The sequence below is a fragment of the Pseudomonas sp. FA117 genome, from assembly GCF_057370475.1.
The window spans coordinates 2,676,150-2,693,292 of the sequence record NZ_CM170675.1 but is presented as its reverse complement, the minus strand read 5'-3'; the positions used below and the strand labels follow the sequence as shown (position 1 = coordinate 2,693,292).

At 65.7% G+C, this 17,143-nt stretch carries 13 protein-coding genes; 7 read left to right on the top strand and 6 right to left on the bottom strand.

Going from position 1 to position 17,143, the window contains the following annotated elements:
* Positions 1 to 94: 94 nt before the first annotated feature.
* The 6 genes from AC1TXO_RS12335 to AC1TXO_RS12310 all read left to right on the top strand — a co-directional run bounded on the left by AC1TXO_RS12335 (position 95) and on the right by AC1TXO_RS12310 (position 4,214).
* Positions 95 to 1,117, top strand: a complete 1,023-nt coding sequence (locus AC1TXO_RS12335) for an XdhC family protein (RefSeq protein ID WP_486406584.1) — start codon at positions 95 to 97, stop codon at positions 1,115 to 1,117.
* Positions 1,118 to 1,162: 45 nt separating this feature from the next.
* On the top strand, positions 1,163 to 1,762 hold the full coding sequence (locus tag AC1TXO_RS12330; RefSeq protein ID WP_486406583.1) for a nucleotidyltransferase family protein: 600 nt from the start codon (positions 1,163 to 1,165) through the stop codon (positions 1,760 to 1,762).
* Positions 1,763 to 1,777: 15 nt separating this feature from the next.
* Complete coding sequence (locus tag AC1TXO_RS12325; RefSeq protein WP_486406582.1) at positions 1,778 to 2,281, top strand: GNAT family N-acetyltransferase; 504 nt, start codon at positions 1,778 to 1,780, stop codon at positions 2,279 to 2,281.
* 62 nt (positions 2,282 to 2,343) lie between these two features.
* Complete coding sequence (locus AC1TXO_RS12320) at positions 2,344 to 2,883, top strand: dihydrofolate reductase family protein (RefSeq protein ID WP_486406581.1); 540 nt, start codon at positions 2,344 to 2,346, stop codon at positions 2,881 to 2,883.
* A 194-nt stretch (positions 2,884 to 3,077) separates the two neighbouring features.
* Positions 3,078 to 3,704 carry a ferric reductase-like transmembrane domain-containing protein gene (locus tag AC1TXO_RS12315; protein WP_486406580.1) on the top strand — a complete coding sequence of 209 codons (627 nt, stop codon included), beginning with the start codon at positions 3,078 to 3,080 and terminating at the stop codon, positions 3,702 to 3,704.
* A 15-nt stretch (positions 3,705 to 3,719) separates the two neighbouring features.
* Complete coding sequence (locus tag AC1TXO_RS12310) at positions 3,720 to 4,214, top strand: HvfX family Cu-binding RiPP maturation protein (RefSeq protein ID WP_486406579.1); 495 nt, start codon at positions 3,720 to 3,722, stop codon at positions 4,212 to 4,214.
* Between the two features lie 100 nt (positions 4,215 to 4,314).
* Here AC1TXO_RS12310 and AC1TXO_RS12305 read toward each other — a convergent pair whose 3' ends face one another.
* The 5 genes from AC1TXO_RS12305 to AC1TXO_RS12285 all read right to left on the bottom strand — a co-directional run bounded on the left by AC1TXO_RS12305 (position 4,315) and on the right by AC1TXO_RS12285 (position 14,098).
* The gene (locus AC1TXO_RS12305; RefSeq protein ID WP_486406578.1) at positions 4,315 to 5,022 is read right to left on the bottom strand and encodes an HvfC family RiPP maturation protein; all 708 of its coding nucleotides are present in this window, start codon (positions 5,020 to 5,022) and stop codon (positions 4,315 to 4,317) included.
* On the bottom strand, positions 5,015 to 5,848 hold the full coding sequence (locus tag AC1TXO_RS12300; protein WP_486406577.1) for an HvfB family MNIO-type RiPP peptide maturase: 834 nt from the start codon (positions 5,846 to 5,848) through the stop codon (positions 5,015 to 5,017). Before AC1TXO_RS12300 ends, AC1TXO_RS12305 begins: the two co-directional genes overlap by 8 nt.
* Positions 5,849 to 6,164: 316 nt before the next feature.
* A complete protein-coding gene (locus AC1TXO_RS12295) occupies positions 6,165 to 6,725 on the bottom strand; it encodes a DUF4174 domain-containing protein (protein ID WP_486406576.1) in 561 nt (186 codons plus the stop codon).
* A gap of 158 nt (positions 6,726 to 6,883) precedes the next feature.
* The gene (locus AC1TXO_RS12290) at positions 6,884 to 11,665 is read right to left on the bottom strand and encodes an NEL-type E3 ubiquitin ligase domain-containing protein (RefSeq protein ID WP_486406833.1); all 4,782 of its coding nucleotides are present in this window, start codon (positions 11,663 to 11,665) and stop codon (positions 6,884 to 6,886) included.
* Between the two features lie 72 nt (positions 11,666 to 11,737).
* Positions 11,738 to 14,098 carry a DNA polymerase II gene (locus AC1TXO_RS12285; protein ID WP_486406575.1) on the bottom strand — a complete coding sequence of 787 codons (2,361 nt, stop codon included), beginning with the start codon at positions 14,096 to 14,098 and terminating at the stop codon, positions 11,738 to 11,740.
* A gap of 200 nt (positions 14,099 to 14,298) precedes the next feature.
* On the opposite strand from AC1TXO_RS12285, the gene AC1TXO_RS12280 reads away from it, so the two are divergent.
* The gene (locus tag AC1TXO_RS12280) at positions 14,299 to 16,452 is read left to right on the top strand and encodes a TonB-dependent siderophore receptor (RefSeq protein ID WP_486406574.1); all 2,154 of its coding nucleotides are present in this window, start codon (positions 14,299 to 14,301) and stop codon (positions 16,450 to 16,452) included.
* A 27-nt stretch (positions 16,453 to 16,479) separates the two neighbouring features.
* On the opposite strand, the gene AC1TXO_RS12275 is transcribed toward AC1TXO_RS12280, so the two are convergent.
* Positions 16,480 to 16,959 (bottom strand): VOC family protein, encoded by a 480-nt coding sequence (locus AC1TXO_RS12275; RefSeq protein ID WP_486406573.1) that lies wholly within the window; start codon positions 16,957 to 16,959, stop codon positions 16,480 to 16,482.
* Positions 16,960 to 17,143 lie beyond the last annotated feature (184 nt).

The following is a 17,143-nucleotide window of genomic DNA, read 5'->3' as shown; positions in this document are numbered from 1 at the left end:
CAGCCACAGGCCAGCACGGCCACGGTGGCGGCAAGACCCGCACAGGCGTTGCCAGGCCAGCCTGGCACGCCTGCATTGAAACCAAGGAGCGCCCATGGAAAGTATCGACCTGCTGGTCCTGCGCACCGCCCAGGAGTGGCTTCACGCCGGTCACCGCGTGCTGCTGGCCACCGTCGCCCGTACCTGGGGATCGTCGCCCCGCCCGGTCGGTTCGATGATGGCCCTGCGCAGCGATGGCCGTGTGGTCGGCAGTGTCTCGGGCGGCTGCATCGAAGACGACCTGATCCACCGCTACACCACGGCCCACGGCGGCGCCGGCCTACCCGACGGCGCCCCGCAACGGGTGCGCTATGGCGTCACTGCCGACGAGGCCCATCGTTTCGGCCTGCCCTGCGGCGGCACCCTGGAGCTGATCCTCGAGTTCTCCCCCTCCTGGCAGTCGCTGGCCCAACTGCTCGGCCAGCTCGACCGTGGGCAACTGGTGCGCCGCCAGCTCGACCTGCACAGCGGCGCAACTACCCTGCAGGCCACCGCCACCCCCGAACAGTTCAGCTTCGACGGCCAGCACATGGTCAACACCCTTGGCCCCGGCTATCGGCTGTTGCTGATCGGCGCCGGCGCGCTGGCCGAATACCTGGCGACCATGGCCCTGTTCAACGGCTTTCGCGTCTCGGTCTGCGACCCGCGCCCGGAGTACATCGACGGCTGGAACGTGGCAGGCGTCGAATGCCTGGTCGGCATGCCCGATGATGTGGTGCGCGACTTCGCCCCGGACCTGCGCACCTGCATCGTCGCGGTCAGCCATGACCCCAAGCTCGACGACCTGGCCCTGCTCGAAGCCTTGCACAGCCCGGCCTTCTACATTGGCGCCATCGGTTCGCGACGCAACAGCCAGCAGCGCCGTGCCCGAATGATCGAGCACTTCGGCGAGACCGATGCCAGCCTGGCGCGCCTGCACGGCCCCATCGGCATCTACATCGGCAGCAAGACTCCGGCCGAGATCGCCGTCAGCGTCATGGCCGAGATCCTCGCCGCCAAGAACGGCGTCGAGCTGCCTGGTGCCGTGAGCGTGACCACGGCCAAGCAGGCACGCGAGCGGGCGCTGCCTGCAGCCTGAACCTTGCGGTATGCTTGCCCGCACCTCCGTACAAGGCTGCCCATCATGAACGATCTGCCTGCCCGCCCGCGCTGCGCCGCCCTGGTCCTGGCCGCCGGGCGCGGCACACGCTTTGGCAGCGACAAGCGCAAGGCGCTGCTGGCAGACGGTCGGATGCTCCTGACCAGTACCTTGCAACAGGTTCAGGCAAGCTTCGACCCGGTGTACCTGGTGCTGCGCAGCGACGATGACCCGCAGGCGTGGGGCATCGACGCAGCGGTGCATATCGTGCGCGCCGAACAGGCCGCCAACGGCATGGGGGCCAGCCTTGCGGCCGGTGCCGCCGCACTGGCCCAGGCAGATATCGAAATCCAGGCCGTGGCCGTGCTGCTCGGCGACATGCCCTGGATCGCGCCGCAGACCTTCGAATACCTTCTGCAGCACGTCGATGCACAACGCATCCTGATGCCCTCCCACCAGGGCCGGCGCGGCCATCCGGTCATCTTCGGCCGCCGTTTCTGGCCAGCGCTGCGCGAACTGCAGGGTGACCAGGGCGGCCGCGCGCTGATCGAAGGTCAGCCGCAGGCGTGCCAGGTGTTGGAGATCGAGGATCCCGGTATCCTTCGCGACATCGACACGCCGCTGGACCTTGCGTCCTGCCCCTGACCTGGAGCCTCGCCGGTGACCGCCACGCTGACCACCTACTACCTGGAAATGACGTCGCCCGATGCGCTGCGCGCCAAGCCGCTGCCGCACGCACTGTCCGTCGTCGAGTGCGAAATCGCCCAGCCGCAACTCAACCGCTTCCTCTATCAGCTGGTGGGCAAGGACTGGGGCTGGAACGATCTCGACAGCTGGAGCGACGCGCAGTGGCTGGAGGTGATCGGCCAGGATCACCACCGCACCTGGGTGGCCTATCACCGTGGTGCCATCGCCGGTTACTACGAACTCAACCGACCCGACGGCGAGAACGCCGAGATCCGTTACTTCGGCCTTGCCCCGCAGTTCCTGGCCATGGGCTTGGGCGGCGCGCTGCTCAGCCACGCCATCGGCAGTGCCTGGGCGTGGCCAGGCACCCGGCGTGTGTGGGTGCACACCTGCAGCCTCGACCACCCGGCCGCGCTGGCCAATTACCAGGCGCGCGGCCTGCAGTTGTACAAGCAGGAGCAAGAGCCGCTGACCTGAAGCTTCTGCGCCAATGGCCAAGCCCTTAGAATACAGGCTGCATATTCAAAAGGACCTGCCCCATGACCACCGCACATGTGTTCATCGCCACCAGCCTGGATGGCTTCATCGCCCGCTCTGACGGCAGCCTTGACTGGCTCCCGCACGAGCCCGTGCCCGGCGAGGATTTCGGCTACGAGGCGTTCATCGCCGGTATCGACCTGTTGGTGATGGGCCGGGGCACCTTCGAAACCGTCGCAGCCTTCGACCCCTGGCCCTACCCGGTGCCGGTACTGGTGCTGTCGCGCCAGCTCGCCGGCAGCCGCGTGCCTGCCGCGCTCGAAGGCAAGGTGCGGTTCAGCGCACAGACCCCGGGCGAGCTGATGCAGGCGCTGGCCGAACAGGGGGTGGGCAAGGTCTATGTCGATGGCGGTCAGTTGATCCGCGCATTCCTGCGCGAAGGCCTGGTCAGCGACCTGGTGATCACCTCGGTGCCAGTGCTGATCGGCAGCGGGCGCCCCTTGTTCGGCGAACTGGGCAGCGATATCCGCCTCAGGCTGCTGTCCAGCCGCAGCCTGCCGCTGTCCGGCCTGGTGCAGTCGCACTACGCGGTGCAGCCATGAGCCGCAGCCGCGGTCGGCCGAGCCAGGCCACGGGCCTGGACTGCCTGCTGACGCAGCCCCTGGACTGAACGGCGTCTACACGCCGATACACAACTCCCGCTACCCCGACACACTGCAGATACCCCTGCCCACCACACTCCCCGGCACAACAAGGCGATGACCACCGTCATCGCCGATCGACCTGGGAGCTGTCCATGAAAAACCTCGCGTTACCCTCCGGCTGGAAACTCTTTGCCGCGCTCGCCGGCCTTACCCTGGTGATGACCGGGCTGGCCCTGGGAATGCACCCGAGCGGTTCCTCCGATGCCCTGCGCACGGCCATCCGCGCCACTGCGCGCAGCTCCTTTGCGTTGTTTCTCCTGACTTTCCTGGCCTCCTCGTTGGTCACCCTGCTGCCGGGCACCTTCAGCCGCCAGGTCTTGCGCGAGCGGCGCTTCCTGGGCCTGGCCTTCGCCTTCTCGCACACCGTGCACGGGGTGCTGATCTACCTCTACGCCCAGCGCTTCCCGGAGCTGTTCTGGGCCGGCCGCACTGCGGTGGCGAACATTCCCGGCAGTGTCGGCTACCTGTTCATCCTGCTGCTGACCCTGACCTCGTTCAAAGGCGCCATGCGCCTGCTCGGCGGGCGCCTGTGGCGCGGCCTGCACAGCACCGGGACCTGGGTCCTGGCCGGGGTGTTCTGCCTGTCGTTCTACAAGCGCATCCCCATGGGCGGTTGGTATCCGCTGGCCTTCGCCCTGATATTCGCTGCCATCGCCGTGAAGCTCACCGCCAAGCTGGCCCAGCGCCTGCGCCGCGTCAAACCTGCCCTTTCCTGCTGAAGCGAGATTTCCATCATGTCTACCTTGATCAACCGCACCCTTTCGCGCATCGACCTGGCCGGCAACTGGAGTGCCGACCTGGCGCTGCGGCTGTTCCTGGCCTGGGAATTCTTCGAGTCGGGCCTGGAGAAACTCAATGGCAACAACTGGTTTGTCGACCTGCAGGGCAGCTTCCCCTTCCCCTTCAATGTCCTGCCGGCAGAGTTCAACTGGCAGTTGTCGATGTGGGCCGAGCTGGTCTGCCCGCTGCTCCTGCTGCTGGGCTTAGGTACACGCCTGGCCTCGGCAGTGCTGGCGGTGGTGACGGTGGTGGCGATCGCCTCCGTGCACTGGCCGACGCACTGGTCATCGCTGGCTGAATTGGCCCAGGGCTATACGATCACCGACCACGGCTTCGGCAACTTCAAGCTGCCACTGATCTACCTGGTGGCGCTGTTGCCGTTGATGCTCAAGGGCTCCGGCCGGTTGAGCCTGGACTACTGGCTGGTGCGGCGCTGGCAACAGGCCTGATCAACCCTCGAACAAGCACAAAGCCCACGCCTGGCAACAGGCGTGGGCTTTGTGTTTCGTGTATCGATGACACGCGCGGCTGGGTGGCACCGGGAGCCGTTCAGGCCGCCCGGGTACCGATGATCACGCCTTGCGCGCGCAGCCCTTCGAGCATCTGCAGGCCGCCATCGAGCAGCGCCTCGCCGCCCAGCGCCAACAGGCGTTCACGCCCGCTGCCCGAGGCGCTCAGCAGTTGCCAGGCCAAGGGCGACAAGCGCGAGAACTGTACCTTGAACTGTGCGTCGCGATACACCAGCAGCAGGGTGGGCGCCTCGGGCGCCTGTTCTGGCTGGTAATCCGGACCGATCTGCTCCACCGGCCAATGGTAGGCCAGCACCTGTGCCACGCAAGACAACAATGGCTCGCCTTCGAGCAGATCGCCCATCGGGTCGTGCGTCGGGTCCTGGGCATCGCTCAGGCTCAGGTGCGCCTCGATCCACTCGTAATGGGCCAGTTCCAGTTGCCAGGGCGCATCCAGTGCGACGCCCTGCAGATAGTCGACGAAGTCCTGGGCGATTTCGGTGAACAGCGGCGTCTGGCTGCGGTGGTTGGCGTAGAAGTCGCGTACCCGTGCATGCCAGACGCTGTCGCCCAATGTCTTGCGCATCACCGGGAAACTGCCGGCCAGCAGGCCTTCGATGGCGCCATAGAACAACTCGCGATAGACCTGCAGGCGTCTTGCCTCGATGCCGGGCGGCGCCGGATGACGTTGCGGATCGCGCAGGTGGCGGCTCAGGGTGAATTGTTGTTCGCGCAGTGACTCAGTCATGCTCAGGGCTCCCGGCGTGCTGCTGGATGGCGCGGATGCGTGCGGCCTCAGCCAGCAATTCCGCCATCGGTGGGTAGTTGAAGTCACGCTCCAGAACAGTCGGCTGGTGGCCGAAACGGCGGCAAGCGATGGCGAACAACGACCACACGTCCTCCTTCACCGCAGCCCCATGGGTGTCGACCTTCAGGTCCGGCGCCTCGTCGTAGTGCCCGGCGACATGCATGCCGACCACCCGCTCACGCGGCAGCCCCTCGAGAAATGCCAGCGCGTCGTAACGGTGGTTGCAGGCGTTGACGAACACGTTGTTGACGTCCAGCAACAGGTCGCAGTCGGCCTCGTCGAGCACTGCGCGAATGAACGACAGCTCGCTCATGGCCTGGTAGGGAGCGGCGTAGTAGCTGATGTTCTCCACCGCGATACGCTGGCCCAGGCGGTCCTGAGCCTGGCGGATACGCGCCGAGACATGGCGCACCGCCTCGTCGGTGAACGGGATCGGCATCAGGTCGTAGAGGTGGCCATCGTCACTGCAGTAGCTCAGGTGCTCGCTGTACAGCTGCACCTTGTGGCGATCCATGAAGCGTCGGGTATTGTCGAGCAGATTCAGGTCCAGCGGCTCCGGGCCACCCAGCGACAGGGACAACCCGTGGCAGGCAATGGCGAAACGTTCGGCGAGTTGCGCCAGGCCCTGGCCGAAGGCGCCACCGACATTGATCCAGTTTTCCGGCGCGCATTCGAGAAAGTCGACGGTACCAGGCTCCAGTTTCAGCAGTTCGGGCAACAGGCCGCGGCGCAGGCCCAGGCCGGTAAGCAAAGGTTGGGGATGCATGGGTAGTTCTCCGCAGGGGCCGGAAACGACCACGGGGCAAGGCGTCTCCCGGTGAACGATGGAAGACGCCTTGCCCCGCGCGCGATAACCGGCGAAAGGTCAGGAATTGACGGGCAGACGGCAGCGCGGCGCGTGGATGTTGCAGGGCAGCGACATGACAGGGCTCCACGGCGGTCGAAAGGTCAGTTCATTTCGCCGCAGTGGTATGTCGTCGATGTATCGGCGGGGGCCAGCTTTTGTAAGGAAGTCGGTCGGACGTGGGCAATGATACACAGCGATACAAAAACGCCGGTCTGCAAAGACCGGCGTTGCGGGGTCAATCGTCCAGCGGCTTGGGCGGTGCCGCCGGCCTGGCTGGTTTGGCCGGCTTGCCGGTTTCCTTGACCTTTGGCTCGGCAGCCGGTGCAGCGGCCACCGGCTCCGGCGCTGCGATGGCCTTCTCGCTGGCGGGCAATTCATCGACGGCCTTGAAGATCGCCTGCGGGTCGACCTGCTCGTTGCTGTCGTCGTCCTTGAGCATATGGCGCTCACCGTCCTTGCCGATCAGGATGACCTTGGTGCCCTTGCTGGCGCCCAGCTTGAGCTCGCGGATCAGTGCCATGGTGGTCTGCTGCTCGAGGTTCTTGTCTTCGCGCTTGCCCATCATCTGGGCCACGCTGAACAGCACCAGGTTGCGTTCCTTGAAACCAGCCTGGGTGGCCGGATCCTTCATCGCCTGTTCCAGCCCGCGCAGGGTCGGGTCGGCGCTGCTGGGTGCGATGACGACCAATGGCCGTGCCTTGCCCAGCTCCTTGGCCAGCGGGGCATCGCTGTCGGCGGCAAGCAGTGGTCCGCTGACGGCGAGCAGGGTGGCGAGGGTCAGTGACCGGACGAGCATGTGCATCTCCTTGTGTTCTCGATTAACCAATGACTACAGATCAGGGAGAAAGATCCGAGCGGCAGCCTAAACCAGAGGCTCAGGCGCGCGCTCAGGTCAAAGGTAACTTCCGGTTTCCGAAATGGCCCCAGCCTTTTCAGAAACCTCCCACGACTCACTCAGAGCATAGTCGATCCATTCCCGGAACGGGGCCGGCTCGGCCCAGGCTGTGGCTCCGGCCTCGCGGCGTCGAGGGCCGCACGGGTGCGTTCGAGCACCAGCGCATCCCAGGCCGCATCACGCTCGCTGCCGATGTCGCGCAGCCATTGTGCATGATCGTCTGCGGACAACGTCAGGTTGCGCACGCGTTCGGCGAATCCGCTGTCGGCCTGCAGTGCGGCCAGGTCGTCACGGCCCTCCTGCAGTGCCCGGCTGGCCTCGGCGTGCGTTGCCTGGTTGCGCTGCAGCGCCTCAGGATCATCGACGAGCGTTCGCGCCTGGGCTTCCAGGGCCTCGATCTGTTCCTGCAGTGCTTGCAGTTGCGTCTCTCTGTCGGCCAGCACCCCGTCATAGCGCTTGCCCTGCGCCATGTCCTCGATGACCTGCAACTGCGCGTGGAAACGCCGATCCAGTGCGTCGAAACGCGCCTGGTCGGTGCGCACCACGTGGGTACGCCAGAAGTCCTTCCAGACCATCGACTGCGCCACTGCCTCGTCGGTTTCGCGCTCGAGCAGACGCGTACGTGCGTTGTCCAGGCGCACTGCGTCGACGCCCGCGACCTCCCGATAACTCATGGTCAGCGGCTGGCCAGGCAGGTCGAACTCATCGCGCAGGCCGAGCCGGTAAGCCAGCCCTACTTCGACCTCATCGGGATTGGCTCCGTCCAGACGCCGGGCCTGCAAGTCTTCGGCAATGATCCGGTCGACCTCATCCAGCCGCCACAGCTGGCGCCCCAGGTGCACCAGACCGGCTTGCTCGGCGCCTTGCCCGGCCTCGCAACGCGCACGCCAGACCAGCATATGCACTTCCAGGTCGCTGAAGCGGCCGATCACAGCGTCATCGCAGCCCTCCAGGCCGCTGGCAAGCTCGAACAGTTCCTGGCGCAACGAAGCGTTTTCACGCGCGGCACGCATCACGATGCGGACCCGCGCTCCCAGCCCCGTCGGATCGGTGCGGTAATCGCGGGTCTCGCGCAGCCGTGCCAGCAGCACCATCAGGTCCTGACTGCCGGACTCGGTCGTCAGGTCATCCCAGGTCTGGGCGAATTCGTCGGCATCGGCTTGCGCAACCGTGCGCAACCAGCCCTGCCTGGCATAAGCCAAAGCCTCACCGGGCTCGTAGCCTTCGGCGATCTCCGGCAGCAGCTCTTCCTGCCCTTCCGGCAGCCAGCCATGAACACGCATGAACATGCGCAATCGCCCGGCGGAAACCGGAGTGAGCGGGTTTTCCCCCAGCATTATGGAGCCCGAGACCCACAGCGGCACGCGATAGTACGCCTCAGGTACTTCGGTAATCAGGTTGTTGCGCAGGTCTGCCTCGTCGAGCAGTTCCCGCCTGAGCAGCCCCGGAGGCAACTCACTGATGCCGGTGGCGCGCAGGTGCAGGACGTTCAGCCGCGGCATGCCGGCGACCGAGAAGACCCGCCCCAGCGGGTTGTACGAGAGGACCAGGCGCCTGAGCTGGTAGCAATTGCCCAGGCTGCTCGCCTGGGCTGCGTCGAGCACGATCCGGTTGCCGTACAGGTCCAGTTCGCGTAGTTCCGGCAGTTGCTCCAGGCCAGCGGGCACACGGAGCAGCTCATTGTCGGCCAACAGCAACGACTGCAGGCCGGTGAATGCGCGCAGGAAGCCGGAAGGCACATCGGCGAGGCTCATGCTGGTCATCGACAACGACACGACATGGGAAAAGCTCACCTGCGACGGAATCTCCGGCAACTCCTGCAGTGCCATCGCCCACAGCGACAAGCGATAGCCGATCGGCTCACCTGCGGGGTTGCTCACCCGCGGTGCCTGGCGTCGCCACAAGGCCATGAGCGCGTCCCTGACCGACGAGCGCTCGGCCCGCGCTATCAGGCTATTGCCCTGCTGGACCCAAAGGGCCAGGTGCTCGCGCAGATGATCCAGCTCCACCTGCAGGCGCGCCAGTTCATGATTGTGGTTGACCCCGCGCGCGCGGGTTGCCAACAGCCAGTTATCGACCTCCGCCTCGCTGAAGCTAGGGTAAAGCGCACGTACCCGCGTATGCAGCAGGCGTACCCGTCTGGGGGTGCCGCGGCCGCTGAGCGGATAGCCGAGGCGACCATCGACCATGCGCTGCGGCGGAGAAAACCAGCCCATCGGCTCGCGCAGCCCCAGCCCACGTTCGACCTCGTCACGCTCGACGCTTGCCTGGCGGGCCAGACGCACCCGCAGGTTGTGTGCCAGCGGATCGCCAAGGCCCATGGTTTGGCAGTCGGTCTGGTCGAGCACCTGGGCCATCACGTCGAACAGCTCGCCACGCTCACCAACAGCCTGGCCAGCTTCGACCAGCTGGAACGAGCCGTTGAAATGGATGATCTGGAAAACCCGCGGTGCCTCATCGCTGCCGGCGGACATCAGCAGTGGGCCTGACAGCGATCCCTCGTGCAGGCGCCAGGCGATGGCCTCGGGCGCGCCTGGCAGCCGACCAAACAGGTGCAGCGCCACTCGCGCCAGGTCGGCATCCTGGCCGAGATCCAGGTACAGGCCTTCGAACACCCGTGCAACGCGGATCTGGCGCACCATGGCCCGTGCCGATTCCGCCATCGCCAGGGGCACACGACCACTGCTGGCCAGGCGCGCACTCTCCAGCGCGCCGGCCTGCTCCAGGACCTGCCGCGCACCACGCAGGTGCAATCCCGGGAACTGCCGGCGCAGCGCCTGTACCGAAGCGTCGGCACTGGGTTGGACCGCCTGGTAGAAGCGCTCGAACAACGCGCGTCTCTGCCCCCAGGCCAGCTCGGCCAGCACCTGGTCGAACACCCCGGTAGCCCCCGGCAGACGACGCGTGTGATCGAGCACCGAGAGGTCTGTCACCGCCTGACCCGAGCGCAACTGGTCGATCGCGCGACGGATGCGTGCATCCAGCACATAGCGATCGACGCTGTCCTGCCAGGCCGCATGCGGCGCCTGGCCTTGCACATGAACCGCGCGCAACTGGTCGGCATCGATTGCGTGGATGCGCAGGATTTCGTCGATCTGCTCATCGTCAAGCTGCGCCCAGTTGCCCCCCAGGCGACGACCCAGCCGGCGTGGGTCCTGCCACTGCAGCGGTTGCTCCCACCACAGGCGCCACGCCCCTGCACCATTGTGCTCGAGCCGCGGCCCATGACCGTCCACCGGACACAACTGCCAACTTTGGTCGGCTCGCTGCAACACTGGATAGTGATGCCCTTCGATCTCGATCCAGCACTGCTGCCCAAGACGCCAGACGCCCTGCTCGTCGCGCTGCGCCTCCCGCGCCGGCGCCTCGCTGCGGTAGGGCGCCAGATCCGGCTGCCACAGCCGCACGCTACCGTCGTCCAGCTCGGCGCCCAGCATGTCATCGACCAACGCCGAACGGCTCCAGGCCGTCCTTGCCACGGTGACCCCCGCAGCCATCGCGGCGAACGCGGCAAGGTCACCGGCGACATTCATCAGGTGGTCCAGCGCCTCACTGGCATCACCTTCGCGCCAGGCCTGCACGCCGTGATAGACCTCACCGAGCAACTGCCACGCGCTGACCGCCAGCAGGCCCGCTCCGATCACCGGAACGAACAGCCCGGCGAGGTTCAACAGCGCCCAACCTTCGCTGGCCAGGCGCCGATCATGCTCACGCTGGACCGCCTCGTCGACCGCCGCCACCGGCACTGCGATCATCGCTGCATCATCCTTGATCCGGGCGATATGGGCAGCGGCCAGGCGTTCGAACAGGGGCGCGCCCCATGGCTTCGAGTGCTCCTCCAAGGCAATGTTGGCCAGGTCCGAAACACCTTGGTAACCGCTGACCACGTGGCTGAAGAACGGCTGCGCATCACGGCGGCGCACGAAGCGGGCGAAGAATCGCTGGTAGGCGTCGGTGCGCAGCCGCTTGCCCAGGTCATTGGCAAAATGGCGCAGGCTGGGGAAGGCGCTCCAGGGGCTGTGCGGATCACCGGGGATGTGAACCAGCACGCGATGGCTGAAGCTGTAGACCGGGTTGAAGCTCTCGTCGCGCACATCCAGTACGACGATCCTGTCCAGCACACAGCCCAGAAGTTCCAGGCGCCTGGCCTGCACCGGGAACCCTTCGTAGTCCAGAGCCCCCTTTTCGGCGCAGACTCTGATCACCAGGTGCAGTTCTTCCTCGCTCAGCCTGCCTTGCAAGCGTGAGACATGGGCATCGGCCAGCATCCCGTATCGATGGGCCCGCGCCAGTATCGACGGTGTTTCGGGCGGTTGCAGCTGCTGCGCCAGGTGCTGCTGGTAGCGACCGCCCAGATCCAGTGTCCGACACAGCTGCGCGAAACCGGCGGCAGAAGGCAGCCGCGCGTTGGCATCCTCTGCATCGAACACCCGGTTGTCCGCCATCTGGCTGTCCTCTCGGGCCTGCTCGACGCTGAAGTTGCGCAACGCGGCCTCCAGCAACGGCAACTCCCGATAAACCGCTCTGGTTACCGGGTAACCGACAGGTTGCGAGGTGCCCACCATTTCGTGCGAGCCCCACCGCAAGCGCAGGCGGGCAAGGTCTGACGGGCCTCGAAGATAAGGGCGCAGCGCGGCACACAGCAGCGGTGTGGCAAATTGGTCGGGGCCCTGGAGGCCCTTGAGCAGCGCGGCCGCGCGCTCCTGGAAGTACAGACTGAGGCTCAGGGCATCCTGCAACGCCTCGACCTGGGCGAGGCCGGCGCCTAGCAGCCATTGTGGCAGGCGCCGACCGATGATCCAGTCCTGGTGCTCTACGTAGGTGTCGTGCGGTAGCTTCATCACGGGGGGTCTCCAGAAAACCCCGAGACTAGGCAGCCGCTGCGCTTGGCAGGCGCTAGATAGTTGCCACCCTCAGAACAGCAGGAGCTGTCGGCCGGTCAGCAAGCCGAAATCGTCGCCGACAAAGGGCAGTATCGCATCGGCCACCGGCTGCAGCTGACGGCTCAGGTAATGCTCGTGGTCGATCGGTGAGCGCAGGTTCTCCAGCGGTTCGGGGCCTGCCGTGGTCATCACGTAGCTGATCCAGCCGCCGCGCTGGTATTGCAGCGGGCGCCCGAGGCTCAGGTTGTAGTCGTCGGCCAGGCGAGCTGCGCGCACGTGGGGCGGGACGTTGTGCTGGTAGTCGGCGAGCGGGCGGCGCAGGCGCTTGCGGTACACCAGCAGTTCGTCGTGCGCACCGGCGAGGGTCTGGCGCACGTAGTCGCGCACATAGTCGCGGTACGGCTGGTCGCGGAAGATCCGCCCATACAGCGCCTGCTGGAACTGGCGCGCCAGCGGCGACCAGTCGGTACGTACCGACTCCAACCCCTTGTACACCACCTCCTGCTGCCCGTCGCTGCGCTGCACCAGGCCGGCGTAGCGCTTCTTGCTGCCCTCCTCGGTGCCGCGGATGGTCGGCATCAGGAAGCGCCGGTAGTGGGTCTCGAACTGCAGTTCCAGTGCGCTGTGCAGGCCCATCTCCTGTTGCAGGTGCTCGCCCCACCAGCGGTTGACCTCGGCCACCAGCTCCCGGCCGATGCGTGCAGCCTGATCTTCGTCGTGCGGCCCCTTGAGCCAGACGAACGTGGAGTCGGTATCGCCATAGATCACGTCATAGCCACGTGCCTCGATCAGCGCCCGGGTCTGGCGCATGATCTGGTGCCCGCGAAGGGTGATGGACGAAGCCAGGCGTGGGTCGAAGAAGCGGCAGCCGCTGGAGCCGAGCACGCCATAAAAAGCATTCATGATGATCTTCAAGGCCTGGGACAACGGTGCGTTGCCGGCTTTCTTCGCCGCCTCGCGGTTCTGCCATACCCGCTCGACAATGGCCGGCAGGCCGTGGTGCGAACGCGAGAATCGCGCCCCGCGAAAACCGGCGACCGAGTGGGTGTCGTCCGGCTCGCGCAGGCCCTCGACCAGGCCGACCGGGTCGATCAGGAAGGTGCGGATGATCGACGGATACAGGCTCTTGTAGTCCAGCACCAGCACCGATTCGTACAATCCCGGCCGGGAGTCCATGACGAAGCCCCCGGGGCTGGCCTCGCCCTCGCGGCTGCCCAGGCTCGGCGCGACGAAACCCAGGCGGTGCATGGCCGGGATGTACAAGTGGCAGAACGCAGCGACCGAGCCGCCGCTGCGGTCCACCGGCAAGCCGGTGACCGTGGCGCGCTCGAGCAGGAAGTCGAGCAGGCGGGTGTGCTCGAAGATCCGGGTGACCAGCTCGCAGTCCTTGAGGTTGTAGCGCGCCAGCGCAGGCTTGTCCTCGGCGAACATGCGATTGATCTCGTCCATGCGCTGGTAAGGAGTGTCGATCGCCTTGCCCTCGCCCAGCAAGGTCTGCGCGACATTCTCCAGACTGAACGAGGGGAAACTCCAGGTGGCCGAGCGCAGCGCCTCGATGCCGTCGATCAGCAGGCGGCCAGGGGCGTCGGCGAAAAAGTGCGTGCGGCTGCCGTGCTCGCGCAGGGTCATCGGCGCGCCATCGCGGCCCAGGCACAGCGGAACCTGCAGTCGCTGGGCGTGCTCGTGCAGCACGCGCAGGTCGAACTGCACCAGGTTCCAGCCGATGATCGCGTCTGGATCGTGCCGGGCCAGCCACTGGTTCAGGCATTCGAGCAACTGCGCGCGGTCCTGGCAGTACTGCAGGTCGAAGTCCACGGCCTGGTCGCCGCCGTTAGCCGGACCGAGCATGTACACCTGACGCTGGCCACAGCCCTCCAGAGCAATGCTGTACAGCTCGCCGCGCTCGCTGGTTTCGATGTCCAGCGACACCAGGCGCAGGCGCGGGCGGTAGTCGGGGTGAGGTTTGAGCTGGGCCTGCGTGACCGTGCCCTGGGCATCGACCCGCCCCCCGAACAGCACCGGGGCGGTGATGAAGCGCTCCATCAGGTAGCGCTCCGGCGGGCGGATATCGGCCTCCAGCAACTCGACGCCCGCAGCGCGCAGGCGTTTGTCCAGGGCCATGAGCTGCCGATGCTGGTGACAGTACAGGCCCATGACCGGGCGCTGCTCGAAATCCCGCAAATCGAGGGGCCACAACTCGACCCCGGCTTCATCGGCGAGCAAGGCACGGGCATGGGCAGCCTGGTGCTCGGGCAGGAAGGCCACCGAGGTCTGCGGCGACAGGCGCAGCCGGCGCGGGCCCTGCTCGGTCGCGAGCCAGAACTCCACGCAGGTGCCATCGGCGGTGTCATGCCAATGACGGGTCAGGACAAAACCCTGCTGCAGCGCCACACGGACCTCGGAATCTGATCAAGGCCCTGATTCTACCTGCTTTGCACGGTACAAGGGGTGCCTGACGAGCGGACCTGCCGCCAGGAGAATGTGAAAAATTCGTAGAATTTCTGGCATACCAGACTTTCAGGCCGCGACAAATCCTGACACACTTATTGCTAATCGTTCTCATAAGCACTAGCAACAAGGATAATCCTGGAATGAACGCTGCTGCCCCACCCCGTCGTTTCGCACCCAACCTGCTGACCCTGGCGATCTGCCTCGGCGCCCTGCCCCCTGCCATGGCCGAGCAACAGCAGCCCTCGGGCACCCTCGAGCTGGGCGCCACCGAGATCAGCGACAACCGCCTGGGCAGCACCACCGAGGGCACCACGTCGTACACCACCGGCGCCATGAACACCGCCACCAAGTTGCCCCTGACCATGCGTGAAACACCCCAGGCGGTGACGGTGATCACCCGCCAGCGCATGGACGACCAGAACATGACCAGCATCAACGATGTGGCGCGCTACACGCCCGGGCTGTTCCTCAACCAGTCCAGCGGTCCGGGCCGGCAGAGCTATACCGCCCGAGGCTTCGATGTCGACAACCTGATGTACGACGGCATTCCCAGCGCCTATACCGGTTGGGTGGTTGGCGCCCAGCCCAACCTGGCGATGTTCGACCGGGTCGAGGTGGTGCGCGGTTCCACCGGCCTGGTCACCGGCGCCGGCACCCCGTCGGCGGCCATCAACCTGGTGCGCAAACGCCCCCTGGCCGAGCAGAAGGTGACCCTCACCGGCGCTGCCGGCACCTGGGACAACTACCGCGGCGAACTCGACGCCTCCAGCCCGCTCAACGACAGCGGCACCCTGCGCGGCCGCGTGGTCACCTCGTACCGCGACGCCAACGGCTTCCGTGACGGCCAGGAAGAAAACCACGGCCTGTTCTACGCCATCAGCGAAGCCGACCTGAGCGACGACACCACCCTGACGCTGGGCTTCTCGCACCAGAAGGACAAGACCAACTTCTTCTGGGGCGCGATCCCCACCGACCTCGCCGGCCATCACCTGGACGTGTCGCGCTCCTACAACCCGGCCACCGACTGGGAAGACAAGGACCAGGAGATCAATACCCTGTTCGCCGAGGTGCGCCAGCATCTGGCCAACGACTGGAAACTGCAGGTCAACGCCAACTACAGCGAGCAGAATGCGCTGTTCCGCGGCTCGTACCAATCGCGCTGGAACACCGCCAAGACCCTGACCAGAACGGTCTACCAGTCGGCGCACGACGAGAACCAGCTGGGCCTGGACGCCTTCGCCAGCGGGCCGTTCGAACTGCTCGGGCGCAGTCATGAGCTGGTCCTGGGCGCCAGCAAGCGCATCTACGACATGAACCAGCGCGACTACAGCCCCTACGACACCAATTACCCGCTCAATGGCGGCAAGCCCGATTTCCTGCACAGTGGCAACGATCGCTATGTGATCAACCAGGAAGGTGTCTATGCGACCACGCGCCTGAGCCTGGCCGATCCGCTCAAGCTGATTCTCGGCGGGCGCCTGGACTGGTACGACTACGACCAGCGCGACAACAACGACGGCGACTACAAGGTGACCCGCCACGTCACCCGCTACGGTGGCCTGATCTACGACCTGGACGAGCATCACTCGGTCTATGTCAGCTACACCGACATCTTCACCCCGCAGAACGGCAAGGATACCTCCGGCAAGCCGATCATCCCGATCGTCGGCAAGAACTATGAAGTCGGCATCAAGGGCGAGTACTTCGACGGTGCGCTGAACGCCAGCCTGGCAGTGTTCCGCATCGACCAGGAAAACCGCCAGGTCGAGGTCGGTGTCTCGAACTGCCCGCAGATGACCTGCTATGAAGCCTCCGGCGAGGTCCGCAGCCAGGGTATCGACTTCGAACTGCAGGGCGCGCTGACCGACCACTGGCAGATCGGTGGCGGTTATACCTATGCCCGCGTGCACACCATCAAGGATGAAAAGAACCCGGCCAGCGTCAACAAGCCGCTCAACTCCGACACGCCCGAGCACCAGTTCAAGCTGTTCACCACCTACCGCTTCCAGGGCCCGCTGGAGAAACTGCGGATTGGCGGCGGCGTCACCTGGCAGAGCCGCATGTACAACGACATCCCGGTGGACGGCGGCAACTACCGCTTGATCCAGGGCAGCTATGCGGTCACCGACCTGCTGGCCGGCTACCAGGTCAACCAGCACCTGGACCTGCAACTGAACGCCAACAACATCTTCGACAAGAAGTACTACTCGTCGATCTCCAAGTCGGTGGACTACGGCGGCGACACCTTCGGCGACCCGCGCAACCTGATGCTGACGGCCAAGTACAGCTTCTGACCTGAGCGGGCTGGCAGGCCGCGCCTGTCAGCCCCTGATCGCTTTCTCGATGGCGGCGATGTCGATCTTGCCCATCGTCATCATCGCCTCGAACGCCCGCTTCGCCGCCGCCCGGTCACTGCCCGCGACCGCCTCGGTGAGCACCCGTGGACTGATCTGCCACGACAGCCCCCACTTGTCGCGGCACCAGCCACAGACACTCTCCTCGCCACCGTTGTCGACGATCGCGTGCCAATAACGGTCGGTCTCGGCCTGGTTGTCGGTGGCCACCTGGAACGAAAACGCTTCAGAGTGCTTGAACGCCGGGCCACCATTGAGCCCCAGGCACGGGATGCCCATCACGATGAATTCTACAGTTAGTACATCACCCTCCTTGCCCGAGGGAAAGTCGCCGGGTGCCTTATGCACGGCGATCACACGGCTGTCGGGGAAGGTGCTGGCGTAGAACTGCGCCGCCGCCTCGGCGTCGCTGTCGAACCACAGGCAGATCGTATTCTTGTTCGGCATGGCCTGGCTCCCGCATCGCTGGATGACCTGAGCAGTCTAGCCGCGCCCGCGATCCGTGGCGGACGAGGACGACGCACGGACAGCGCTCGATCGACTCAGAAATGTCCCACACCAAAAGCGGAAAGCATGAAGTCGAACTTGCGACTTCCCCGTCGCAAGATTGCCGTAGTGGCGGATTGACGTC